At 74.5% G+C, this 22,450-nt stretch carries 25 protein-coding genes; 7 read left to right on the forward strand and 18 right to left on the reverse strand.

Translation table 11 applies throughout. The features are described from left to right. Positions 1 to 29: 29 nt before the first annotated feature. Together DMP15_RS21485 and DMP15_RS21490 are read right to left on the reverse strand one after the other, a co-directional pair. On the reverse strand, positions 30 to 536 hold the full coding sequence (locus DMP15_RS21485) for a GNAT family N-acetyltransferase (RefSeq protein WP_073578027.1): 507 nt from the start codon (positions 534 to 536) through the stop codon (positions 30 to 32). Between the two features lie 14 nt (positions 537 to 550). Continuing rightward, complete coding sequence (locus DMP15_RS21490; protein ID WP_073578028.1) at positions 551 to 1,288, reverse strand: class I SAM-dependent methyltransferase; 738 nt, start codon at positions 1,286 to 1,288, stop codon at positions 551 to 553. 63 nt (positions 1,289 to 1,351) lie between these two features. Here DMP15_RS21490 and DMP15_RS21495 point away from each other — a divergent pair, with 63 nt between their 5' ends. Next, complete coding sequence (locus DMP15_RS21495) at positions 1,352 to 1,981, forward strand: DedA family protein (RefSeq protein WP_073578247.1); 630 nt, start codon at positions 1,352 to 1,354, stop codon at positions 1,979 to 1,981. Positions 1,982 to 1,988: 7 nt separating this feature from the next. On the opposite strand, the gene DMP15_RS21500 is transcribed toward DMP15_RS21495, so the two are convergent. The 7 genes from DMP15_RS21500 to map form a co-directional block, all read right to left on the reverse strand. Then, entirely contained in the window at positions 1,989 to 2,552 is a 564-nt protein-coding gene (locus DMP15_RS21500) for a dihydrofolate reductase family protein (protein ID WP_073578248.1), read from the reverse strand. 76 nt (positions 2,553 to 2,628) lie between these two features. Then, positions 2,629 to 2,826 carry a ferredoxin gene (locus DMP15_RS21505; RefSeq protein ID WP_062404434.1) on the reverse strand — a complete coding sequence of 66 codons (198 nt, stop codon included), beginning with the start codon at positions 2,824 to 2,826 and terminating at the stop codon, positions 2,629 to 2,631. Positions 2,827 to 2,840: 14 nt separating this feature from the next. Further along, on the reverse strand, positions 2,841 to 4,055 hold the full coding sequence (locus DMP15_RS21510; RefSeq protein WP_337826368.1) for a cytochrome P450: 1,215 nt from the start codon (positions 4,053 to 4,055) through the stop codon (positions 2,841 to 2,843). A gap of 126 nt (positions 4,056 to 4,181) precedes the next feature. Then, on the reverse strand, positions 4,182 to 5,282 hold the full coding sequence (locus DMP15_RS21515; protein ID WP_301549177.1) for an alpha/beta fold hydrolase: 1,101 nt from the start codon (positions 5,280 to 5,282) through the stop codon (positions 4,182 to 4,184). An 82-nt stretch (positions 5,283 to 5,364) separates the two neighbouring features. Continuing rightward, positions 5,365 to 5,544 (reverse strand): hypothetical protein, encoded by a 180-nt coding sequence (locus DMP15_RS21520; RefSeq protein ID WP_073578029.1) that lies wholly within the window; start codon positions 5,542 to 5,544, stop codon positions 5,365 to 5,367. 86 nt (positions 5,545 to 5,630) lie between these two features. After that, positions 5,631 to 6,725 carry an alpha/beta hydrolase gene (locus tag DMP15_RS21525; RefSeq protein ID WP_337826369.1) on the reverse strand — a complete coding sequence of 365 codons (1,095 nt, stop codon included), beginning with the start codon at positions 6,723 to 6,725 and terminating at the stop codon, positions 5,631 to 5,633. Positions 6,726 to 6,732: 7 nt separating this feature from the next. Next, positions 6,733 to 7,509: a type I methionyl aminopeptidase gene (gene map / locus DMP15_RS21530; RefSeq protein WP_073578030.1), complete on the reverse strand. Its 777-nt coding sequence runs from the start codon at positions 7,507 to 7,509 to the stop codon at positions 6,733 to 6,735. 63 nt (positions 7,510 to 7,572) lie between these two features. Here map and DMP15_RS21535 point away from each other — a divergent pair, with 63 nt between their 5' ends. The 3 genes from DMP15_RS21535 (at position 7,573) to DMP15_RS21545 (ending at position 9,554) form a co-directional block, all read left to right on the forward strand. Beyond that, on the forward strand, positions 7,573 to 7,842 hold the full coding sequence (locus DMP15_RS21535; RefSeq protein ID WP_073578031.1) for a helix-turn-helix domain-containing protein: 270 nt from the start codon (positions 7,573 to 7,575) through the stop codon (positions 7,840 to 7,842). 341 nt (positions 7,843 to 8,183) lie between these two features. After that, positions 8,184 to 8,615, forward strand: coding sequence for a nitroreductase family deazaflavin-dependent oxidoreductase (locus DMP15_RS21540; RefSeq protein ID WP_337826370.1), 432 nt, complete (start codon positions 8,184 to 8,186; stop codon positions 8,613 to 8,615). 564 nt (positions 8,616 to 9,179) lie between these two features. Beyond that, positions 9,180 to 9,554, forward strand: coding sequence for a DUF4345 domain-containing protein (locus tag DMP15_RS21545; RefSeq protein ID WP_337826371.1), 375 nt, complete (start codon positions 9,180 to 9,182; stop codon positions 9,552 to 9,554). 466 nt (positions 9,555 to 10,020) lie between these two features. Here DMP15_RS21545 and nadD read toward each other — a convergent pair whose 3' ends face one another. Beyond that, positions 10,021 to 10,614, reverse strand: a complete 594-nt coding sequence (nadD, locus tag DMP15_RS21555; RefSeq protein ID WP_179760607.1) for a nicotinate-nucleotide adenylyltransferase — start codon at positions 10,612 to 10,614, stop codon at positions 10,021 to 10,023. A gap of 9 nt (positions 10,615 to 10,623) precedes the next feature. Beyond that, complete coding sequence (locus DMP15_RS21560; protein WP_073578035.1) at positions 10,624 to 11,238, reverse strand: alpha-ketoglutarate-dependent dioxygenase AlkB; 615 nt, start codon at positions 11,236 to 11,238, stop codon at positions 10,624 to 10,626. Between the two features lie 62 nt (positions 11,239 to 11,300). Between DMP15_RS21560 and DMP15_RS21565 the strand changes: the two genes are divergently transcribed. Then, entirely contained in the window at positions 11,301 to 11,954 is a 654-nt protein-coding gene (locus DMP15_RS21565; protein ID WP_337826372.1) for a DUF998 domain-containing protein, read from the forward strand. A gap of 93 nt (positions 11,955 to 12,047) precedes the next feature. Here DMP15_RS21565 and DMP15_RS21570 read toward each other — a convergent pair whose 3' ends face one another. Next, entirely contained in the window at positions 12,048 to 12,362 is a 315-nt protein-coding gene (locus DMP15_RS21570; RefSeq protein ID WP_100880087.1) for a hypothetical protein, read from the reverse strand. Between the two features lie 153 nt (positions 12,363 to 12,515). Next, positions 12,516 to 13,565 carry an ABC transporter substrate-binding protein gene (locus tag DMP15_RS21575; RefSeq protein ID WP_337826373.1) on the reverse strand — a complete coding sequence of 350 codons (1,050 nt, stop codon included), beginning with the start codon at positions 13,563 to 13,565 and terminating at the stop codon, positions 12,516 to 12,518. Between the two features lie 157 nt (positions 13,566 to 13,722). Here DMP15_RS21575 and DMP15_RS21580 point away from each other — a divergent pair, with 157 nt between their 5' ends. Continuing rightward, on the forward strand, positions 13,723 to 14,553 hold the full coding sequence (locus tag DMP15_RS21580; RefSeq protein ID WP_337826374.1) for a hypothetical protein: 831 nt from the start codon (positions 13,723 to 13,725) through the stop codon (positions 14,551 to 14,553). 19 nt (positions 14,554 to 14,572) lie between these two features. On the opposite strand, the gene DMP15_RS21585 is transcribed toward DMP15_RS21580, so the two are convergent. Then, positions 14,573 to 15,124, reverse strand: coding sequence for a TetR/AcrR family transcriptional regulator (locus DMP15_RS21585; protein ID WP_337826375.1), 552 nt, complete (start codon positions 15,122 to 15,124; stop codon positions 14,573 to 14,575). 83 nt (positions 15,125 to 15,207) lie between these two features. Then, entirely contained in the window at positions 15,208 to 15,576 is a 369-nt protein-coding gene (locus DMP15_RS21590; protein WP_062401380.1) for an SPW repeat domain-containing protein, read from the reverse strand. 180 nt (positions 15,577 to 15,756) lie between these two features. Between DMP15_RS21590 and DMP15_RS21595 the strand changes: the two genes are divergently transcribed. Beyond that, positions 15,757 to 16,431, forward strand: coding sequence for a hemerythrin domain-containing protein (locus DMP15_RS21595; protein WP_337826376.1), 675 nt, complete (start codon positions 15,757 to 15,759; stop codon positions 16,429 to 16,431). Here the strand turns inward: DMP15_RS21595 and DMP15_RS21600 are convergent. From DMP15_RS21600 to DMP15_RS21610, 3 genes are all read right to left on the reverse strand, one after another. Beyond that, a complete protein-coding gene (locus DMP15_RS21600) occupies positions 16,392 to 19,805 on the reverse strand; it encodes a BTAD domain-containing putative transcriptional regulator (RefSeq protein WP_337826377.1) in 3,414 nt (1,137 codons plus the stop codon). The genes DMP15_RS21595 and DMP15_RS21600 overlap by 40 nt on opposite strands. A gap of 61 nt (positions 19,806 to 19,866) precedes the next feature. Further along, entirely contained in the window at positions 19,867 to 21,309 is a 1,443-nt protein-coding gene (locus DMP15_RS21605; RefSeq protein WP_179760615.1) for a vWA domain-containing protein, read from the reverse strand. 228 nt (positions 21,310 to 21,537) lie between these two features. Next, positions 21,538 to 22,410: a serine protease gene (locus DMP15_RS21610; RefSeq protein WP_083659065.1), complete on the reverse strand. Its 873-nt coding sequence runs from the start codon at positions 22,408 to 22,410 to the stop codon at positions 21,538 to 21,540. Positions 22,411 to 22,450: the final 40 nt, after the last annotated feature.

A 22,450-nucleotide genomic window follows, 5' to 3' on the forward strand; every position in this document is an offset into this window, starting at 1 on the left:
CGGCGCAGCACAGCGTGACCAATGGTCGACTATTGCACTGCGTCGTCACCCGTTCGGCGCTGCGTGATCGGCAGCCGGTAGAGCGCGGCGACCGGTTCGCGACCGTCCGGGAAGCGCCATCCGGCGGGCGCGGCCCCGGTGCGGACCCAGCCGGCCGCCCGGTAGAGGCGCTCGGCCGGGACGGACTCGACGACGTCGAGCACCCCGTCGCGGCCACAGGCCGCGAGCGCGGTGGCGACGCCCGCCAGCAGGGCGCGGGCGTGCCCGGCACGACGGACCGCCGGGTCGACGAACACCCGGGTCAGCCGCAGCGCACCGGAGTCGCCCGCGGCGTCGACATCGTCGGTGAGGAGCGCGGCGTGCCCGGTGACCCGCTCCCCCACCGTGACGACCAGTGCGGTGACCAGTCCCGGCGGGGAGAGGAACGCCGCCGGGTCGGCCGGCCAGGTCGACGGGTAACGGTCGGCGGCGTGCACGGCACGCAGTACCGCGACGCAGCCCGGCAGGTCGTCGTCGGTGCGGGGGCGTACGACCACGTCCGGACGCCGGGTCAGCGCGGACGCAGGACGTAGCCGGTGTAGCCGTACTCGGCGCCGAACCGTTCCCGCACGGCGATCTCGTCGCCCACCTCGTCCAGCGCCGCCGGGTCGACGCCGTCCTCACGCAGGGTCGCGATCCGGCAGGCCAGCGGCCGGTAGTAGGCGTCCCAGTCGGAGTCGGGGAGCAGGTAGACCGCCTGCACCGTGTACCCGGCGCGCTCCGCGGCGGCGACGTTCTCCGCGGTCGTCCGCATCCCCGGGTAGCTCCTGTCCCAGAACTCCCGCGCGCCGGGCGACGGCTCGGTGGTCGTCCACTCGGCCTCGGTGAGGACCAGCACACCGCCCGGGGCGAGCAGGCGCCGCCAGCCGGCCAGCGCGGCGTCGAACCCCATGATGTAGGCCGCTCCCTCGGACCAGACGAGGTCGGCCTCGCCGTCGGGCAGCGGGAGGTCGTCCATCGCCGCGACGAGCGGACGCACCCGCTCCCCCAGCCCGGACGTCGCGGCCCGGGTCCGCAGCCGCCGGAGGAAGGGCTCGTGCAGATCGACGGCGACGACCTCACCACCGGTCGCCGCGGCCAGCGGGAGCGTCGAGGGGCCCGTCCCGCAGCCGATGTCGACGATCCGCGGCCGCTCGGGCAGGTCACCGGCCAGCCGCAGCAGCAGCGCCGTCGTCTCCTCCGATCCCGGCGCCTCACGGGGCAGGTCGTCGTGGGCGGCCAGGAAGACCTGCTCCAGCGGTGTGCTCACGCCCGCGCATGATGCCCGCACCGGGCCGTCACCGCACCACCGGAACGTGTGCATGATGGAGTGGTGCACGTCGACATGCTCCTGATGGCGATCCCCCCGCTCGCGATCTACTTCCTGTGCGCGGGTGTGGTCGGGGTGGAGAGCATCGGGGTCCCGCTCCCCGGCGAGATCGTGCTGGTCGGCGCGGCGCTGCTGGCCGCGCGCCCGGGGTCCCACATCGACCCGGTCGCCGTCGCGGCGTCGGCGACGGCGGGCGCGATCGTCGGTGACTCGATCGGCTACTCGGTCGGGCGCCGCTACGGCACCGGCCTGCTCGACCGGCTCGGCCGTCGCTTCCCGAAGCACCTCGGCCCGGCCCACCTCACCGTCGCCCGCCGCATCTTCGACCGGCACGGGGTGTGGGCGGTGCTGTTCGGCCGCTTCGTGGCGATCCTGCGGATCCTGGCCGGGCCGCTGGCCGGGACGATGAAGATGCGCTATCCCGCGTTCCTCGCGGCGAACGCCACCGGTGCGGTGCTGTGGGCGGGCGGCACGGTCGCCCTGATCTACCTGCTCGGCATCGTCGCCGAGACCTGGCTGAAGCGGTTCTCCTGGATCGGGCTGCTCGTCGCCGTCGTGGGCGGGCTGTTGGTGTCGCGGTACGTGCGGCACCGCGTCGAGCGGGCCGCCGCCCGGGAGGAGACGGCGACCTGAGCGCCGATCAGCGCGGCGCGTGAGCGGTGTAGACGATCCCGCCGCCCAACGAGCGGGCGTCGAGGAGCCGTAGCCCCTCGGCGTTCCAGCCGTCGGGGAACAGCCGCCGGCCGGCACCCTGGACCACGGGGTGGTGGAAGAGCCGGAACTCGTCGACGAGCCCGGCGGCGATGAGCGTGTGGCAGAGCGTGATGCTGCCGGTCAGCACGATGTCGGTGCCCGGCTGCTCCTTGAGCGCCGCCACCTCGGCCACCGGGTCCCCGGACAGGATCGTGGAGTTCTGCCACTCCGGGTCGGTCAGCGTGGAGGACACCACGTACTTGTCGACCTGGTTCAGGTAGTCGGTGATGCCGGTGGCGTCGTCGGTCTGCGCGGGCCAGAAGCCGCGGAAGTCGCAGAACGTGCGACGGCCGAGCAGGGTCGCGTCGGACGCGGCGTCCTGGCGGTGCAGCTCGGCCAGCATGTCGCCGCCGTCGTCTCCTCCGGACCCGGCGCTCGGGTCAAACCAGTCGCCGAGGAACTCGACGGCGCCGTCGAGGGTGATGTTCTGGGTGATCGCGAGGGTGCGCACGGGAGGTGCCTCCACGGTCGTCGGTGCGTCGTACACCGGGGTCGACCGCGGAGGCGTCCCGGACTCATCGCTCCGCTCAGCCGTCGACGACGGTGATCGCCGACGCCGGGCAGCCGCGCGCCGCGTTGCGCACGGCCTGCTCCTGGCCGTCCGGCGGGGTGTCGGTGAGCAGCTCGACGACGGCGTCGGAATCGCGCTGGTCGAACACGTCCGGGGCGGTGAGCAGGCACTGCCCCGAGCCGACGCACGCGTGCTGGTCGACCTCGACCTTCATCGCGGTCCCCTCCCTCACCAGCGGACCGGCAGGCTGCGGACGCCGCCGGTGATGTGGTCGGTGCGCACGTCGAGCTCGTCCATGCCGACGGCGAGGTCCAGCCCGGGAAGCCGGCGGGCGAGCGTCGCGAACACCGCGCGCAGCTCGGTGCGGGCCAGGCTCGCGCCGATGCAGAAGTGCGGCCCGTGGCCGAAGCCGACGTGCCCGCGCTCGGTGCGGTCGGGGTCGAAGGTCTCGGCGTGGTCGAAGACGTCGACGTCGCGGTTGGCGGCGTTGACCGAGAGGATCACCGCGTCGCCGCGCGCGATCGTGACCCCGGCGATCTCCACGTCTTCGTGGGCGTAGCGCAGCAGCCCCAGGTCGCCGGGCGCGCCGAGGCGCATGACCTCCTCGATGACGGCGTCGACCCGGCCGTCCGGGTCCGCGGCGAGCCTGTCCCACTGGTCGCGGTTGGTCATCAGGAACAGGATGCCGAGCCCGATCCGGTTCACCGTGGTCTCGTGGCCGGCGAACAACAGCCCGACACAGAGCCGGACCATCTCCGGGTAGCCGAACCCGGGGTCCTCGGCCTGGGTCTGCACGAGGTCGGTGATGACGTCCTCGCCCGGCTCGGCGCGCTTGCCCTCGGCGAGCCCGGCCATGTAGCGGCCGAACTCCTCGCGGGCGACGTGGGCGTCCTCCCCGGAGAAGGTCGCCATCCGGTCGGACAGTGCGCGGAAGTACTCGCCGTCGGACTCGGGGACGCCGAGCAGCGAGCAGATGACCGCCACGGGCAGCGGGAAGGCGAGGTGGGCGTGCAGGTCCACGGTGGCACCCGGGCCCGCGGCGTCGTGCTCGGCGACCATCGCGTCGACGTAGCCGCCGACGAGGTCCTGCACGTGCCCGGACAGCGTCCGCATCCGCTTGGCGGAGAAGGCCGGGGTGAGCAGCCGGCGCATCCGGCCGTGCTCCTCCGCCTCGTTCTCGTAGGTGCCGGTCGGCCCGTCCTGGACGGCGGCGGTGCTGATCCTCGACGCCTTCTCCGGCTCCGGGTGCGACCGGCCGAACCGCTTGTCCCCGAGCAGCTCGCGGACCTCGGCGAACCGGGTCACCAGCCAGGCCGGGTCCCCGGCCGGGGTGGTCACGGGCGCGATCGGCGCCTCGCGGCGCAGGACCTCGTAGAACGGCGCGAGGTCGAGCAGGTTCGGTCGGGTGAACGGCAGGCGGGGACGCTCGGTGGCGAGGGTCATCGACACTCCTGGGGTCGTGGTGGTGATCCCCAGCCTACGATTTATTGGCAGTATCTGCCACGAATGTGTCCGGAGTGCGCCGGACCGTCCCCGAACGGGCGGGTCGGGGACGGTCCGGGCCCGCGGTCACGCCGGGCTGTCGAGCAGCTCCTGCAGGTACTGGTCGATCTGCGGCATGTAGGTGGGCGCGACGCCGAACAGGGCGAGGTGCCCGAGCAGGTCGTCGACGACGCGGATCGTCGCGTGCGGGGTCAGCTCCAGCTCGGCCTCGTGGTCACGGACCGGGAAGAACATGTCCTCGTTGATCGGGATGACCCGGGCGACGGACTCGTTGCGCCCGAGCGCCTCGGCGAGGTCGCCGCCGGTGTGACGGGCGACGTCGCCCCGTTGCCACTTCCACGCCATGCACAGCAGGTCGTTGGGGTCCATCGCGGTGAAGTACGGCTCCAGGAAGCCGGCCATGAACGCCTCGCGGGACTCGAACTCCAGGGCGCGCCACACCTCCTGCTTCCAGAACTCGGTGGAGAACCCCATCACCGCCCAGATGCCGGCGTGCCGCTTCAGCCCGGCCTCGACCTCGGTGTTGCTGCGGTAGTTGCCGCCGGCGAAGCCGGGGTCGGAGGTGATCGCCTCGACCAGGGCCTGCGTGTAGAGGAAGTCGTGCGGGGTGTTCTGCGCGGTCCCGGCGATCGGCGCGGCGCGGCGCACCTTCTGCGGGAACCGGACCATCCACTCGTAGGTCTGCTGCGCGCCCATCGACCCCCCGACGACCAGCGCGAGCCGGTCGATCCCGTAGTGCTCGCGCAGGAGCTGCTCCTGGGCACGGACGTCGTCGCCGATGCGGACGTGCGGGAAGTTCGACATCGCGATGCCCGCGTTGGCACCCGAGGCGTTGTGCGGGCTGGTCGACAGACCGTTGCCGATCTGGTTGACCACGACGATGAAGTACCGCTCCGGGTTCAGCGCGTGGTCCGGGCCGATGTAGACGTCGCGGAAGATCTGGTGCGTGCCCGAGTACCAGGTCGTCACGAGGATCGCGTTGTCCTTCGCCGCGTTCAGCGTGCCGAAGGTGGCCACCGCGAGCTGCAGGTCGGGGATCACCCCGCCCTCCTCCAGCGCGAACTCCCCCAGGCTGATCAGGTCGTAGTCGCCGTGGAACTCGTGGGTGTAATAGGGATTCTCGATCGCCGTCGGCTGCGCTGTCGTCCCGGTCGTCACTGCTGTCACGCTCCTGCTCCGTCGAAGACGCGGACCGGGGCCGACTCTTCTCCCTTGTGACGCGTGGCACAAGATCCCGACCGGGCCGTGCTCAGCTCCAGGCGACGACGAGCACCAGCATCGTCACGACGATGCCGAGTCCCAGCACCGTCATCAGCAGCCAGGCCGCGGCGTTCGGTGGCGCCGCGGCGGGGGCCGGGTCGGTACTGCGGCGCAGCTCGGCGAGCTGGGCGGGGTCGAGGATGGGCACGGTCAGGTCGTCGGAGTTCATATGGTGGTAACGCGCGGAGACGGGTCGCAGGCACTGCGTCCCCGTCTCTCGTGTGCCGCAGGAAGATCGATGTCGCGGACGGTGGTTCACGTCCACCCACCGGGTTCACTTTCCGTAGACCGGGAACACGCGTTGCATGACTCACCGTGATCGGTCGGGTCGCGGCGTCGCACCTCGCAGAGGCTTCCCGGACCTCGCAGCCCCCGCAGTGGCTGCGAGGTCGGGGCACGGTGTGCGGGGTCGTGTCGCCACACGCCGGGCGGCGGGGACGCGCCGTCGATCCGGGCGGACAGCCAGTCCCGTGCGTACCGCAGCGCGGTCGCGGCGACCGGGGTGTCGTGCCCGGCGAAGCCGTGCGGGACGCCCGGGTGGACGCGCAGGTCGACCTCGGCCCCGGCCGTCGCGAGCCGGGCGGCCATCGCGAGGTCGTCCTCCAGCAGCACGTCGTCGGTACCGACCGTCATCAGCAGCGGCGGCAGGCCGGTGAGGTCGGCGAACACCGGGGAGAGGTCCGGGACGGTCCGGTCGGCGACGTGGCCGGCGTGGGCGCGCAGGAAGTACTCGCCGGCGATGCGGCGACCGGCCGGGGTGCGGGCACTCAGGTCGTAGGTGCCGTACCGCAGATCGGCCCCGGCGACCCGATCGGCCAGACCGCGGTCGCGCAACCGCAGCAGCGTCGTCACGGCCAGGGTGGCCCCGGCGGAGACGCCCGTGAACGCGACCCGGTCGGTGCCGAACAGCTCCGGCGCCCGGTCGAGCAGCCACAGTGCTGCGGTCGCGCAGTCGTCGGGGGCGGCGGGCCAGGGGTGCTCCGGGGCGAGCCGGTGGTCGACAGCGACGACCGCGACGCCGAGCGCCTCGGACAGCGCCCGGTTCCCGACGTCGTCCCGCGCGGCCGAGCCCAGGTAGGAGCCGCCGCCGTGGATCTGCAGGAGCACCCCGCGCGCCGTGCCCGGCGGGCGGCAGATCCGCACCGGCACCCGCCGGCCGTCGGCGACGGCGACCTCCCCCACCGCGGGCGGCACCGCGGGCGGTGGCGTGGCGGCCGCGGCGCGGACCGCGCGGAGCTCGTCGGCGTCGGCGGGGCCGCGGCCCGCCGGACGGGAACCGTAGAAGGCCCGGGTCCGCTCGGCGTCGACCGGCGGGACCGGCACGGTCAGTGCGTCGAGGGCGACACGCACGGGCCGATCAGTCCTGCCCGCGGCGGGTCAGCACCGTGGGGCCGTCCTCGGTGATCGCGACGGTGTGCTCGGAATGCGCGGTGCGCGAGCCGTCGGCGGAGCGGATCGTCCAGCCGTCCGGGTCGAACACGATCTTGTCGGTGGTCCGTGCGAACCAGGGCTCGAGTGCGAGGGTCAGCCCCGGGCGCAGGGTCAGGCCGCGACCGGCCCGCCCGGCGTTCGGGATGTGGATGTCGCCGTGCATGGTGCGGCCGAGGTCGTGCCCGCCGAACTCGGTGTTGACCGGGTAGCCGTAGTCGCGGGCGACCCCGCCGATGGCGGCGGAGATGTCGCCGAGCCGGTTGCCCGGCCGGGCCGCGTCGATCGCGGCCTCCAGGGCGTCCTCGGTGGCCCGGATGACGCGCAGGTCGCCCTCGTCGGCCGTCGTGCCGACGACGACCGTCCGGGCGGAGTCGGCGACCCAGCCGTCGATGCTGACGGCGATGTCGGCGCTGAGGACGTCGCCGTCGCGCAGGACGTAGTCGTGCGGGAGCCCGTGCAGCACGGCGTCGTTGACCGACAGACAGATGACGTTGCGGAACGGGCCGCGCCCGAAGGACGGGGCGTAGTCCCAGTAGCAGGACTCGGCGCCGCGTTCGGCGATCATGCCGCGCACGTGCTGCTCGATGTCGAGGAGGTTCACGCCGACGTCGGCGATCCGGCCGACCTCGGTGAGCACCTCGGCGACGAACCTGCCGGTCGTGTGCATCCGGTCGATCTCGGCCGGTGTCTTCAGTTCGATCACGGTATTACTATACCGGACCGTCACGGCTTGCCGGTACAGTAATACCGACCCTACCCTCGACGCATGGTCCGTCAGCCCCTCACGCCCGAGCAGATCGAGGCCGGCCGCCGTCTCGGCGCGCTGCTGCGCCGGGCCCGGGGCGACCGCGACCCGGTCGACGTCGCGCGGGCGGCCGGCATCTCCCCCGAGACGCTGCGCAAGCTCGAGACCGGACGGCTGCCGTCGCCCGGGTTCGGGACGATCGTGTGCCTGGGCGAGGCGCTCGGGGTGCCACTGGAGGAGCTGGCGGCGGAGTGGCGCGGGAGCGACGTGGCCATGGAGGCGGCCGGGTAGCGGTGCCCCGGGTCTCCCGGGGCCGTGCGCCGATCGGCCACCCGTCCGGCCGGCCCTCGCCGTCGACGACGCACCGGCCGGCACCGTCGAGCCACCGGCGCCACACGACCCGGTCCGGCCGCCGGTGGACCGGCGGCCCGTCCGCGTCGGACGCCTCGCGGTGGAACCGGGACACGAGCGCGTCGGACACACGCTCGAACTCGACGGCCTCCACGGGTCCCGGGTACCCGACGCGGCCGGGTCCGTCGATCGGGTTGCGGCCCACCGGAATGGCCGACGACGGGGTGAGGTTGACCGGAGCGGTGCCGGACGGCGCCGGACACCCGTGGGAGGAGCACGAGATGAGTGACGCGTCGGCCCCGTTCGACATGGCGGCGATGAACCGCGCCGTGATCGAGGAGTTCCGGGCGACCGGAGGACGGGCGGGCGGCATGTTCGAGGGCAAGCCGCTCGTGCTGGTGCACCACACGGGAGCCCGGTCCGGCACCGAGCGGATCGCGCCCCTGGTCCCGCTCCTCGACGGCGAGCGGATCTTCATCTTCGCCAGTAAGGGCGGCGCCGACACCAACCCGGACTGGTACCACAACCTCCTGGCGAACCCCGACACCCGCGTCGAGCTGGGCACCGAGACCCTGCCCGTGCGGGTGCGGGAGGTCACCGGTCCCGAGCGGGACGAGGTCTACGCCCGCCAGGTCGAACTGGAGCCGCAGTTCGGCGAGTACCAGCGCTCGACGGAGCGGACCATCCCGGTGCTGGAGCTGCAGCGGACCTGAGCCCGCACCCCGGTTCAGGCCCGCCGCGTGGCCGGCCGGTCGCCTGTCGATCAGTATCTGAGCGCGCTCGCGTGGGGCGCGCACAGCACTCCTGTACTGATCGACGGGACCTCGTCGTCGCCCGGGGTGGATGGGGCAGGATCCGCACTCCTCCCGCGGTGCAGGGGTGCACCGGTACCTCCACCGTGGCGATCACACCCGGCGCACCGACAGGCCGGCCGAGTTCCCGTCCACCCGGCGGTCCCCGGCCCCGTGGTGGTGACCGGTCGTCGTCGGGCCTCGCCGGCCGGGCCGGCATGTACCGGATGCCCCGCCGTGACCATCGGGGCGGATGCCGTGGTCGGGGCAGGAAGCATTGTGACGCGCGATGTGTCCGACCGCGTTCTTGTCGCAGGGAACCCGGCCCGACTCGTTCCGCGAGTCATGAGGGAGCCACGTCCATCGACCCCGTTGCGATCGTCGACATCGGGCACATTCCTGGACAGCTGGCGACCGCCTCCCACGCCACTGCAGTCCGTCGATATTCAGTCCGACCACCTCCGTCGCTCATGCCAGGATCACCTCATGTCGACGCTGCGAACCGTGGGACGTCTGACCGGGTGGGCATGCATAGCGATCGGTGGGATCCAGCTCGCCGGCGGAGCACGCGGGGAGCCGGGCATGACCGACGACGCGACGGTCGACTCACACGTTCGCTTCATGGGGCCTGTCTTCCCCGGCTACGGGGTCGCCTGGCTCGACGCCGTGGCCGACGACGAACCGGACCTGGACCGCATGCGGCTCCTCGCCGGCCTGATGGCCCTCGGGGGGATCGGACGGCTCGCGACCCGCGCGACCCTGGGCCGACCGCACCGGTTCCATGACCTGCTGCTCGCAGTCGAGCTCGCCGCACCGGTCGTCACGGAGGTAGCGGGCCACCGTGAGCGTCGAGGTCGGTGAGGATCGCGCGGTCAACGACGCCGAACGAGGGATCGCACTCGGCATCGCCGAACGACGACGCGGACAGCCGCAGTCCCCGGACCGTGGAGGTCCGGCGTGAGCACGCTGTGGAGCGTCCAGGATCTCGCCGACTGGTTCGGCGTACCGGTCCAGACCGTCCACCAGTGGCGGAACAAGGACTACGGCCCGCGCGGGGTCGAGGTCGGCAAGCACGTCCGGTTCCGCCCCACCGAGGTTGAGCGCCGACTGGACTCCCTCGACCGGCGGGCTGCCTGTTCGAGTGCAAGGTCGACGCCGACCGGCAGGACGGCACCATGCACGCTGACATCTCGGTAGCCGGACGCCCTGGACCGCACCCGGACGCTCGTCGACACCGCGCTCGGTGCGGGTCTGCGCTGACGATCCGAGTCAGGTGATCGTGTACCGGATGTGTACCCGCAGGGGTGCCCGTCGGAGAAACCGCAGTTCAGACGTCCGGATTCAGGTACAGACTGCGCTTGGAGATGTACTGCACCACCCCGTCCGGCACGAGGTACCAGACCGGCCTCCCCGCACCCACGCGCGCCCGGCACTCGCTGGACGAGATCGCCATCGCGGGCACCTCGACCGTCGTCACCGACCCCTGGGGCAGGTGCCCGTCGGCCAGCTCGTACCCGGGCCGGGTCACGCCGACGAAATGCGCGTAGCGGAACAGCTCGTCGACCTTGCGCCAGGACAGGATCTGCTGGAGCGCGTCGGCGCCGGTGATGAAGAACAGCTGCGCGTCGGGCATGGTGGCGTGCAGGTCGGCGAGGGTGTCCGCGGTGTAGGTGGGGCCGTCACGGTCGACGTCGACGCGGCTGACCGAGAACCGGGGGTTCGACGCCGTCGCGATGACCGTCATCAGGTAGCGGTCCTCGGCCGGCGAGACGTCGCGGCCGGTCTTCTGCCACGGTCGCCCGGTCGGCACGAAGATCACCTCGTCGAGGGCGAAGCGGTCCGCCACCTCACTGGCGGCGACGAGGTGGCCGTGGTGGACGGGGTCGAACGTCCCGCCCATCACGCCGATCTTGCGCTGCATCGACGCAGACTATGTCGGTCGCCCACCCGGCGGCATCCCCGGATACAGGTGGCGGAACTGGACGCTGATGCGCGGACCGCTGCGCGCCACCTTCGGCACGCTGTGCTGCCAGGTCCGCTGGCACGTCCCGCCCATGACCAGCAGGTCGCCCGAGGCGAGCGGGAACGACACCGACGCCCCGCCGCCGGTCGGGCGCAGCCGCAGCGGCCGCGTCGCGCCGAGGGCGACCAGCGCGACGACGGCCTCGGGCCGCTCGCGGGCGACCCGATCGCCGTGCCAGGCCACGCCGTCGGCGCCGTCGCGGTAGAGGTTCACGCCGATCTGGGTGAAGTCGTGGCCGTAGCGCTCCCCCAGCGTCCGGCCCATGTCGCGCAGCCGGTGGGGCACCGCGTCGTCGGGCAGGACCCAGCGGTGGGTGAGGCGCGGCTCGTCGACCACGCGGTCGTACATGCGGCGGCGGTGGCCGCGGAACGGCACGGTCGCGCGGAGCAGCGCGAACAGCTCGTCCGCATCGGGGGCCCAGCCGACCGCGACGTCGACCCACGCCCCACCGGTGAGCTCGTGCCGGTACGCCGGGGCCACACCCCCGGTCGCGAAGAGCGAAGCCTGCCCGCCGACGTCCACCTCCCGAACGCTACGCCCGATCGAACGAGAGTTCGAGCGACGTCTCTGCGACGATCTTCGTCATGTCCTCGCGTGCCGACGGTGCCGTGCTGTCCTACCTGGGTCTGCGGCGTGCCGTCGGCGTGATCGGGATCCTGCTCCCGTTCGTGCTGGTGACGGGCGACCTGGCCCTCGGCGGCGACGGGCTGCAGGACTCCATCAGCCGCTACTACTACTCGCCGATGCGCGACGTGTTCGTCGGCTCGCTGTGCGCGGTCGGCGTGTTCCTCTTCTGCTACCGCTACGAGCGGCCGGACAACCGGCTCGCCAACATCACCGGGACGGCGGCGATCGCCGTCGCACTGCTGCCCACCCGGCCCGACGGCGCGGCGACGACGGCGGCGACCGTCGTCGGGTACCTCCACCTGGCCGCGGCGACGGTGTTCTTCGCGGGCCTGGCCTGGTTCTGCCTGGTGCTGTTCACCCGCGGCGGATCCGGGACGCGGAGCAAGGCCGCCCGCAACCTCGTCTACCGGGTCTGCGGCGCGACGATCGTGATCTGCCTGGTGCTGGCCGCACTGGACGCGGCACTGGTGCCCGACGCCGTCGCCGAGCGGTTCCACACCCTGTTCTGGCTGGAGGCCGTCGCGATCCTCGCCTTCGGTGTCGCGTGGTTCGTCAAGGGCGACACGATCCTGAAGGACCCACCGACGCAGGACCCGGCGCCGGTGATCTGACCCGCCCGTACGGCACCGGCCCCGCAACGGCGGACGGGCCGGTCCGGACACCCCTCGAGGGTCCGGACCGGCCCGTCGCGGGACCGGGGTCGGTCAGCCGACCGGGGTCGCCGGCGCCGACGGCAGGTCGCCGCCGGTGGCGCCGGTGATCATGTCGACGACGCTGTCCAGCGGGGCCGGCAGCGCGAGGTCGTGCTTCTTGTCGTCGTGCTTCTTGTGGTCCCACTTCTTGTGGTGACCGTGCTTCTTGTGGTGGCCCTTGTCCTTGTCACCCTCGTGCTTCGAGTGACCCTTGTCCTTGCCACCCTCGTCGTAGCCGGTGGTGCCGGCGAAGGCCGCGGCGGGCGCCGCGACGGCCAGGGGGAGCAGCGCTGCGCCGACGAGCGCGCCGCGAACGGACTTCCGCATCTCACAACCTCCATGGTTGGTCGTTAGACCGTCGCAAACGGTCTTGCCCACTCAACGAGGGGCGACCGCGCCCGCAACGCGCATTCACCCGTTCGCGTCACCTGCGGAGATAACTGATAGTCAGATGTCGACTACGGCAGGTGGGTGACCGGATCAGCCGCGCGAGCGAGCGGCGGCGGCCAGGATCGGCAGGTACGCGTCGAGCACCCACGGGATCGACAGGACCGACGGCGCCGACGTCGCCACCACCCGGTCGGCCCCGACGACCGGGGCGAACCCGCCACGGGCCATCGCCGGCAGCAGCCCGACGCCGGGCGCGCTCCGGAAGGCCTGCTCCTCGGCCGGCGTCGCGAAGAAGCCGATGACGAGGTCGGACTCGACGCGCGAGAGCAGCTCACCGCTGACGGTGTAGTAGACCTCCCCACCGCCCGGCGCGTTCTGCTCGACGTAGGGCGCCAGGGTGAGCCCGAGGTCGGTGACCAGCTGGACGCGGACGTCGCCCGCCCGGAAGACACCGAGCGCACCGGAGTCCATCCCTCCGGTGTAGACGAACGTGGCGCCCGCCAGCTGCGGGTACCGCTGGGCCGCCGTGCGCAGGCGCTGCCCAGTGGAGTCGATCAGCTGCCGGGCCCGCGCCGGGTCGCCGAACACCTGACCGGCGATCCGGGTCTGGTCCTGCCAGCCGGTGGAGTAGGGGGCGTCGGGGTAGGCGACGGTCGGGGCGATCGCGGACAGCTGGTCGTACTCGGCCCGCGTCAGCCCCGAGTAGGTGGCCAGCACCAGGTCCGGCCGGGCCGCAGCGACCTGTTCGATCGGCGTCACCGACAGGTCGTCGGAGCCGATGACCTGCGGAAACGCGCCACCGTGCGCGGTGATCGCGTCGCGCACCCAGGGCAGCACACCCTCGGCGTCGCCGCCGTAGACGGTGCGCGGGATCGCGACCGGCAGCACCCCCATCGCCAGCGCGACGTCGGTGTTCGCCGCGCTCAGCGTGACGACGCGCTGCGGCCGGTCGGGGACGACCGTCTCCCCCAGCGCGTGCCGCACCGTCACCGGGTAGCCCTCCGCGGCCACACCCTCGGCGCCCTGCCCGTCCTGCGGCCGGGTCCCGCACCCGGCGAGGACCAGCAGACCGGCGGCGCCGGCGAGGACGCCGCGACGGCTCACGGAACGGACGGACAGGGGTGCTGCGGCACGCGGCACGGCAGGCCTCCTTCGACTTGGGAAGGCGAGCCTAACCTGACCTGATTGTCGTCTCTGCGTGATCCGCATCGCTCGTTCGGCGCCCCGGGGGCCGCACCCGTCGCGCGGGGCCGACACCCCGGCCGGAGCGTCCGGACCCGCGGGTAGCGTCGCGACCATGCGTGCTCCGGACACCGGCGACCGGGCCGACCGCGACGCCGGCCCCCGCTCCCCCGCGCCCGGTCCCCCGGCCCCTCCGCCCGCGCCCGGCGGACGTCAGCGGCTGCACGAGTCCGCGGCCCCGCCGCCCGCGGGTCCCCCGGGTGCACCCGGCCCGGTGCTGTCCCCGCCCGCACCGCCGGTGCCCGAGAGCCGTCCCGTCGACCGGCCCGGCGAGCCGGCCGCCGTCGCGCCGGCCGGGCCGTGGCCGACCGTGCGACCGCCGTCCCTGCGGGCCGTCGTCATCGGCCGGGTCGCGGCCGGGGTCGCGGCGGCGTGGTTCGGCGTCGTCTACTCGATCACCACCGACGTCCACGCCCGCGCCGACCACCTGCTGGCCGCGATCGTCGTCGGCGGGCTGCTGAGCCTGCTCGGCGTGGTGCTGCTGTGGCTGTCGGCGTCGCGGATCCCGGTGCGGGTCGCCCCGGCCCGCGGGCCGGACATGGGACTGGTGCGCGACCGCGCGGCCGCACGGAAGGTGCTGCGCTCGGGAGGCACCCCGGACGGTGAGCAGCGCAGGCTGATCGCCGTCGACGTGCTCGCCGACGCCCGGCTCCCGCAGGTCGCGGGCGCGGTGTTCGCGCTGCTCGGCCCGCTGGTCATGGCCGCGGTCAACGCCTCGGGTCCGCTCGGCTGGGCCGGGCCGCTCACCGCCGGGCTGATCGTCGTCGTACTGGTGCTGGTCGGATGGCGGACGTGGGCCGCACACGCGCTGCACCGGCTCGCCGACCGCAGGCACACCGTCCCGCGCTACGAGGAGTCCGGCGCGCCCTGGCGCCCCTGGCCCTGACCACCGCTCCGGGGCGCCGCTACAGGCCCGCGGCGACGAAGGACAGCTCGGCCTCCATGTCGGTGCGGGCGTCGTCGCCGTGCCGGTCCAGGGCGTAGCGGTGCCCGATCGCCGCGGCCAGCAGCCGGGCGGCGCCGCGGATCCGATCCGGTGCCCCGCCGCCGGTGTGCAGCACCTCGTGCACCGCGTCCTCCAGCTCGCCGGAGCGGCGCAGCAGCGCGTCCCGGACGACCGGGTGGGCGTCGGCCTCGCGCCACAGCAGGTGGGACAGGACCGAGGACGCGTCGAGCGCCCGGTCCAGCGCGGTGACCAGCGCACGCAGCCCGGCGAGCACGTCCCCGGCGACGGCGACGTCCGCCCCGCGCACCGGGTGCGGGAGCCGTTCGACGAGCGCTTCGAGCAGGTCGGGCTTGCGGCGGAAGTAGTAGTGCACCAGCCCCTTCGGCACCCCGGCACGCTCGGCGATGCGCGAGGTGGGCGTCGCGTCGAAGCCGTGCTCGGCGAACAGCCCCTCGGCCGCGTCGAGGATGCGGTCCCGGGCGGGTGCGTCCGGGTCGAGCTCGTGGTCCACGGTGCGATCCTCCCCCGGACGCGGCGGGGGCCGCGACCCCTCCGGGTCGCGGCCCCTCACCTGGTCGTCGTGCTGCCGGACGGTCAGTGCGTGGCGAGCGTGCGGTGTTCCGCGTTCGCCGCGGGCAGCGCCGAGGCCGCCACGACGACCGCGAGGACGCCCGCCACCCAGGACGTCCACGACGCCCCGGTCAGCGCGCTGTAGCCCATCACCCAGGGGGCGAGGAACAGCAGCACGCCGAGCACACCGTGCACCCATTCGCTCGCCACCGAGCCGGGCACGGCGAGCGACCAGAGCGACGTGGCGGCGAGCACCACGCCCAGTACGACCATCGTCCACGCGGCGGCGGCATTCGTCGTCGTCACGAGAGGCGAGAGGGCCGTCAGCACACCGATCACGAGAGCGGCCCAGTCCTGCCACCGCTGCCAGGTACGACCAGTGGTCCCAGCCATCGTCAGTCACCTTCTCCTGTGAGGTCCCTGTGGGGATACCTCCGGTCTACTCTTGGTTGGCCGGCCGGTCAAGAGCCGGGCGAACGGTGGCACAAGTGAGGTGCAAGTCCCCGGCCGGCGGGTGGGCGCACGGTCTGCGGTGTCGAGAGACCGACCGCCCCGAACCCGTAGGAGATCCCGGTGACCACCGCCCGCGACACCCGTACCGCCGACCTGGTCGGCATCACCCTCGCCCACCGCGTCATGCGGGTCGACCTGCACCGGCTCGCCGACGCCGCCCGCGCGATCGCCGACGGCGCGCCCTGCCCGGACCGGCGCGCCCGCGCGCTGCGGACCTGGCTGGAGCAGCTGGAGCACGAGATCCACGGCCACCACACCGCCGAGGACGACATCGCCTGGCCGGTGATCGCCCGGCACGCCGGGCACGCCGTCGACCTGGACGAGCTCAGCGACGACCACGGCCGCCTCGACCCGCTGCTCGCCGCGGTGCGGGAGGCCGCGGCCGCCGTCGTCGCCGCGTCACAGGGACCGGCCCGGGCGCGGGCGGCGGGCGTGCTCGCCGACCGGCTCGCCGTCGTCCGCGACGAGATCGACGAGCACCTCGACGCCGAGGAGCGCGACCTGTTCCCGGTGATCGAGCGCCACGTGCCCGCCGACGACTGGGACGCCGTCGTCGCGCAGGTGCAGAAGTCCGGGCCGGGCCTGCGGTTCATGCTGCCGCGGATCGTCGCCGTGACCACCCCGCAGGAGTGGGCCGGGATGCGCCGCGAGGCCGGGCCGGTGGTCGTGCTGATGGAGCGGCTGCTGCGCGGCGGCTACCGCAGGCGCTGTGCGCTGGTGTTCGGCACGTCCTGAGCCCCGGGAGCCGGTGCCGTCGAGTGGTCGGCGACGGCCGCCGGGAGCAGCCGCCGGGCGCGGTCGCGCCACACCGGGGCACCCAGCTCCGCCGCGACCCGCTCGGCCTCGCGCAGGTGGTGGACCCGGCCGCCGCCTGCCGGGTCGAGCAGCCCCTCCAGACCGGCGAGCACCAGGTCGGTGGGGCCGAGCGCGATCGTGCCCGACGACAGCCCCGCGACCGTGCCCGTCCACGGGCGCAGCTGCTCCCGGTACCGCGCGGCGACGTCCCGGTCGGCCAGGCCGACCGCCACCTCGGCGCGCACGCAGGTCCAGATCAGCCAGTAGTAGCTGCGGGCCAGCTCCGCGTCCGGCGCCCACACCTCGCGGGCCCGGACGGGGTCGCCCGCGTGCAGGTGGGCCAGCGCGAGGAAGTCACCGAAGGTCGGCGGCAGCGCGTCGCGGAGCGCCTCGAGCTCGGGGACCAGCTCGCCGAGGCGGCCCTGGTCGTACCGCACGACGAACCGCCCCAGCAGCCCCATCAGCGCCCCGTTGACCTGGCCGGCACCGACCAGCCGGGTCGCGAGCTCGGAGTAGCGCTCCTCGGCGGTGTCCAGCTCCCCCGCGACGAGTGCGCGCAGCGCCGAGAAGATGTAGGCCCAGCCGAGCGTGAACTCCAGCTGGCCGCCCGGGGCCCCGGCGACGGCGGCCTCCGCGTGCCGTGTCGCCGCGTCGAGGTCGTGGCGGCCGGCGGCGACCATGAGCTGCAGGTGGTGGGCCTGCGTGCGGTAGCCGGCGTGCCCGGCCCGGCCGCCGAGCTCGGCCAGCTCCTCCCCCACCGGGGCCAGCTCGTGCCACAGGTCCGGGGCGAGGACGGCGAAGAACCGGGCGTTGAGCGCCCGGCAGCGCAGCAGCGGGTCGACGCCGCGCCCGGTGAGCGCCATGGCCTCCGCCGAGGCGGAGCGGACCCGGTCGTCGTCGTGCCCCTCGATCTCGAACACCAGGGCGGCGAGCAGCCGCACCCGCCGGTCGACGGCGTCGGGCGGGGTCGCCGCGAGCTCGGTCTCGATGAGGTCGATCAGCTCGGCGTCGATGTTCTGGCCCGGCCGGATGGTCCAGCTGACAGGGGTGTCGTAGCTGGTCAGGACGGCGCCGAGCCACTGCGGTGCGGCGGCCGTCGCCTGGTCGACGGCGGTCCGGCGCTCGGTGAGGGCGGTGTGGCCGTCGCCGCCGCGGGCGAGCTCGGCGACCAGCGCGCAGCGCAGGGCGAGCTCGTCGTCGACGCCGGTCCCGGCCCGTCCGGCGAGCTCGACGGCGCGGCCGTAGAACCGGGCGGCCTCGCGGTGCGAGCCGAATCCGGCGGCGGCCGCGGCGGCGGCACGGACCGCGGCCAGGGCACGGTCCGGCTCGACGGCGGACCCGGCGGCGAGTGCGTGGTGGGCCAGCGGGACCGGGTCGTCGGGCCGCCTGCGGGTGAGGATCGCGTGGGCCGCGGCGTGCAGCCGGGCGCGACGCAGCTGCGGGATGTCGCCGTAGAGGGTGTCCCGGACCAGGTCGTGGGAGAACCGCAGCCGTCCCGGCCCGGGTTCGAGCAGCATCCCGCCGAGCACCGCGGGCTCCAGGGCGTCCAGCGGGTCGACGCCGTCGGCGGTGGCGGCGAGGTCGAGGGCGTCGTCGGTGTCCAGGTCGCGGCCGAGCACCGAGACCCGGGCCAGCGCGGTGCGGGTGGTCGCGGGCAGCCGGGCCAGGCGCCGGCGCAGCACCTCGCGGACCCCGGCCGGGACGGCGTCGGCCGCGGCGGACGGGCCCTCGGCGGCGACGAGGCGGGCCAGCTCGCGGACGAAGAGCGGGTTCCCGCCGGTCCGTTCGGTGATCCGGGCGACCAGCTCGGGCGCGGCGGCGGGCACGCCGTGCCGGTCCAGCATCCCGGCGACGTCGCCCGCGGTCATCGGCGCCGGCTCGATGCGGTCCGCCGTGGGCTCGGCGAGGGCGGCGAGCGCGGCCTGCAGCTCGGCACCCGCCTCGGCCGGGCGCAGGCCCGCGGCGACGAGCACGGGCAGCTCCGTGACCCCGGCGACGACCGCGCGCAGCAGAGCGAGGGTCTCGGACTCGGCGCGGTGCAGGTCGTCGAGGACCAGCAGCAGCGGCCGCTCCCGCCCCGCGACGGCGAGCAGCTCCACCACCGCCCGGGCCAGCCAGAACGTGACCTCGGCGCCGCCGGGTCCGGCCGGGGAGCGCAGCGGGGCGAGCCGCTCGACCAGCTCGGCGGGCGGGTCGTGCGCCGTGACGAGCGCGTCGACGATCTCCCGCCACGCCCAGGCCGGCGGGGCGCCGTCGATCTCCGGGCAGCGGCCGGTGACGGCAGTCCAGCCGTCGGCGGTCGCGGCGGCGGCGAACGCGGCGAGCAGCGTGGACTTGCCCGCGCCCGCGTCGGCGGCGACGAGCACCAGCTGCCCGCCGCCGCGGGCCCGCTCCGCGGCGGCGGCGAGCCTGCCGAGCTCGGCCGCCCGTCCGAGCAGGGCCGGGGTCCGCGGGGACGTGTCCGCCGGTCCGGGCGGGCGCGGCGCGGTCCCGGTCGCGGGCGCGGGCGCGTCGGTGCGGCCGGCGGGACCGACGCCGGTTCCCCCGCCGGGGTCGCCACCGGGGTCGCGGTGGGCGAGCACGTCCGCCTCGATCGCGCGCAGCCCGGGGCCGGGGTCGACTCCCAGCTCGTCGGCGAGCAGGCGACGGGTGCGGGCCAGCACGGCCAGCGCGTCGGCCTGTCTGCCGGTGCGGTACAGCGCGACGGCCAGCAGCCCGACCGCGTCCTCGCGCAGCGGGTGCTCCCCCACCAGCGACGTCAGGTCCGGGACGACGGCGTCGGCCCGGCCCAGCCGCAGCCGTGCGCGGGCCCGCCGCTCGACCGCGACCTGACGCAGCTCGTCGAGGCGTTCGGCCTCGGCGCGCGCCCAGGCGGCGTCGGCGAACTCGGCGTAGGCGGGACCGTCCCACAGCGCCAGGGCCTCGCCGAGCAGGGCGTCGGCCCGGTCCGGTGCGGCCGCGGCGGCGCGGTCGAGGAGGTCGGTGAAGGCGCGCGCGTCGAGCCCGTCGGGGCCGAGTGCCAGCGCGTAGCCGGGTGGGCGGCTGACCAGCACCGTCGGGACCGCCCGCGGGGACCGGTCGGGTTCGAGCACCCGTCGCAGCCGGGAGACGTGGACCTGCAGCCCGCCGTGCGCCTGCGCGGGCGGGGCGCCCTGCCACAGGTCCTCCACCAGCGTGTCGACGGCGACGACCTCGCCGCCGGCCGCGGCGAGCCGGGCGAGCAGCTCGCGGCGGCGGCCGGAGCCGACCTCGACCGCCGCGGCGCCGGCCGTCACACGGAGCGGGCCGAGGACCCGGACCGTGACCTCCTGCACCCCGGCAATCTAGGACGCGGCGACGCCGGTGTCAGCCCTTCCGGGGTGATCGCCCGGAGGATCAGACCGGCAGCAGCGCCTGGACGACGTCGGTGAGCTGCGCGGCGGTACGACACTCGTGCATCGGGAGCACCTCGCCGTAGCGGGTGGCGGCCGAGTCGCCGGAGCCCCAGCTGCGCTCGGGCTCGGGGTTGAGCCAGTGCGCGTGCCGGACCCGCCCGGCCATCATCGCCAGCGCCCGCAGGTTGGGGTCGCGGTAGTTGGTGCGGCCGTCGCCGAGCACCAGCAACGACGTCTTCGGGGTGAGCGCGTCGCCGTGGTGCTCCAGGAAGTCGCCGAACGCGCTGCCGTAGTCGGAGTGGCCGTCGAACGCGGTGAGCGTGGCCTCGCGCAGCACCCGCTGCATCACCCCGGACAGCTCCGCGCCGGGTTCGAACAGGTGCGTGACCTCGTCGGTGCGCTCGATGAACGCGAACACCCGCACCTTGGAGAACTGCTCGCGCAGCGCCTGGACCAGCAGCAACGTGAAGTGGCTGAACCCGGCGACGGACCCGGACACGTCGCACAGCAGCACCAGCTCGGGGCGGCCGGGACGGCGCACCTTGTGCGCCGGGTCCATCGGCACACCGCCGGTGGACATCGACCGGCGCAGCGTGCGCCGCAGGTCGAGCCGGCCGCGGTTCGAGCGGCGCCGCCGCGCCGACAGCCGCGACGCGAGCCGCCGGGCCAGCGGCTGCACGGTACGGCGCAGGTCGGCGAGCTGGGTGGCGTTCGCGGTGAGGAAGTCGACCTGGTCGGTCTGGGTGGGGGTGGTGGTGCGGGCGATCTGCTCGCGGCCGCGCTGCTCGGCGGTGCGGCGACGGACCTCCTCCCGGACGACGTCGCGGAACCGGGCGATGCGGTCGCGGATCTCGCGGCGGCGGACCTCGGACACGAAGTCGGTGTCGCCCTCCTCCCGCAGCCCGTCGAGGATCCGGGCGAGCAGCGTGTCCGGGGACAGCGCGCCCAGCGCCTGGTAGGCCGACCAGTTCGGCTTCGCCGTCTGCCCGCGGACGCCCTGCCCGGCCGCACCGGAGGTCCCGATCGCGTCGACGGCGGCGCGGGCGAGCTCGCGCAGGGTCTCCTCGTCGCCGTCGCGGAGCAGGTCGGCGAGGATCTCGCGCAGCGCGTCGACGTCGACCGGGCCGGTGCCCTCCCCGGACTCGTCGTCGATCCGCGGGACGTCGACGTCGGACGACCCGGCGCCCAGCGCGGGCGGGAACCACAGGTCGAACAGCGCGTCGAAGGTGCCGCGCTGCCCGGAGCGGCGCAGCAGCGCCGCGGCGAGCCCCTCCCGCAGCTGGTCGCGGTGCAGCAGATCCAGGGCGCCGAGCACGCGGGCCGCGTCGACGGTCTCCCCGGGACCGACCGCGACGTGGTGGCGGCGCAGCGCGGAGACGAAGTCGACGAGGTGCCCGGGCAGGCCGTGCTCGGGGGCGAGCGCGGTGGCGGGCGGGATCGTCACCGGTCCATCATGCGTGACGCGGGCGTGATCAGCGAGGGTGGCCGGCCCACCGTCCCCAGGCTCCAGGCGTAGGTCGCGGTGGTCGCGCCGGGTCCGGGTACCGGGTGCGGACGGCGTCGACCCCGCCGAGTCGTCGCGGAGCACGTACACCGGCGCTCCGGTCGAGCCGCCGAGCCACGACCGGAGCGCCGGGGTGCACCGCGGTCCCACACCGCGGGGGTCCTCCGCCTAGAAGGCGGGGTCGATCGGCACCGGCTGCGGGGTGAAGGGACGGTCGCCCTCGACCAGGCGCAGTGCTCCGCCGTGGCCGCCGGGGCCGTTGGCGTAGTCGAGGATCTTCCGCAGGTCGCTGATGCCGTTCGTGCCGGGAGCCGGAGCCAGGTTCAGCGTCGAGAGGACGCCGAGGGCGCGGCCGTCGGCGGTCAGGTAGCCCGAGCCGGAGTCACCGGGCACGCCGGGCGGGACGGTGACGACGGTGTGCGTCCAGCCGCCGCCCCCGGTACCGGTCGAGGTGCCGGTCTTCGGCTTCAGCGCGCGCACGCCCTGGCGCAGCGAGGAGTTGCCGTAGCCGTAGACGATCCCGCCGGTCGCGACGCCGTCGGCGGCCACCCCGGTCGGGCCGCCGTAGAACGGCACCGTGGGGCTCGTGCGAGCGGCGTCGTCCGGGCTGAGCTCGACCAGCGCGAAGTCGTTGAACCGGCAGGTCTCCGGGTCGGTCTCGCCCCGCTCCTGCATGCTCAGCCAGGAGGAGTACACGAGCCGGCCCGGTGCGGCGGCGCCCTCGACCTCGACCGGGGTGCCGAGCGGGAGCGACCCGGCCTCGCACCCGTCCACCTCGGTGGATCCGCCGGTGCCCGCGCAGTGCGCGGCCTGCCCCAGGTAGGTCGCGGACCCGTCGGTGAAGACGAAGTTCGCGGTGCACTGCGCGCCCTCGGGTCCGGTACGGGTCATGACCCCCGGGTGCACGCCGGCGTCCGGGGCGCCGTCCTGCGCCGACGCGGTGCCGGCGGTGGAGAGCCCGAGCGCGAGCACGGCGCCGGCGGCCAGTCCGGCGCGCAGCAGGCGGCGGGCGGTGCGGGGCAGTTCCGGGAGGGCGGTCATCGGTGGACCTCCGGTCGCTGGAGAGCGTGTAATCGGAACA

This window comes from Pseudonocardia sp. UM4_GMWB1 (assembly GCF_017312155.1).
Taxonomy (GTDB): domain Bacteria; phylum Actinomycetota; class Actinomycetes; order Mycobacteriales; family Pseudonocardiaceae; genus Pseudonocardia; species Pseudonocardia alni.

What these genes read in the sequence shown, in the direction of transcription:
- DMP15_RS21540 (WP_337826370.1), top strand. Translation starts at nt 8,184, where the DNA reads ATGAGTGACGCGTCGGCCCCGTTCGACATGGCGGCGATGAACCGCGCC.
- DMP15_RS21545 (WP_337826371.1), top strand. Translation starts at nt 9,180, where the DNA reads ATGTCGACGCTGCGAACCGTGGGACGTCTGACCGGGTGGGCATGCATA.
- DMP15_RS21570 (WP_100880087.1), bottom strand. Translation starts at nt 12,362, where the DNA reads ATGCGGAAGTCCGTTCGCGGCGCGCTCGTCGGCGCAGCGCTGCTCCCC.
- DMP15_RS21610 (WP_083659065.1), bottom strand. Translation starts at nt 22,410, where the DNA reads ATGACCGCCCTCCCGGAACTGCCCCGCACCGCCCGCCGCCTGCTGCGC.
- DMP15_RS21580 (WP_337826374.1), top strand. Translation starts at nt 13,723, where the DNA reads ATGCGTGCTCCGGACACCGGCGACCGGGCCGACCGCGACGCCGGCCCC.
- DMP15_RS21505 (WP_062404434.1), bottom strand. Translation starts at nt 2,826, where the DNA reads ATGAAGGTCGAGGTCGACCAGCACGCGTGCGTCGGCTCGGGGCAGTGC.
- DMP15_RS21520 (WP_073578029.1), bottom strand. Translation starts at nt 5,544, where the DNA reads ATGAACTCCGACGACCTGACCGTGCCCATCCTCGACCCCGCCCAGCTC.
- DMP15_RS21590 (WP_062401380.1), bottom strand. Translation starts at nt 15,576, where the DNA reads ATGGCTGGGACCACTGGTCGTACCTGGCAGCGGTGGCAGGACTGGGCC.
- DMP15_RS21565 (WP_337826372.1), top strand. Translation starts at nt 11,301, where the DNA reads ATGTCCTCGCGTGCCGACGGTGCCGTGCTGTCCTACCTGGGTCTGCGG.
- DMP15_RS21535 (WP_073578031.1), top strand. Translation starts at nt 7,573, where the DNA reads ATGGTCCGTCAGCCCCTCACGCCCGAGCAGATCGAGGCCGGCCGCCGT.
- nadD (WP_179760607.1), bottom strand. Translation starts at nt 10,614, where the DNA reads ATGCAGCGCAAGATCGGCGTGATGGGCGGGACGTTCGACCCCGTCCAC.
- DMP15_RS21510 (WP_337826368.1), bottom strand. Translation starts at nt 4,055, where the DNA reads ATGACCCTCGCCACCGAGCGTCCCCGCCTGCCGTTCACCCGACCGAAC.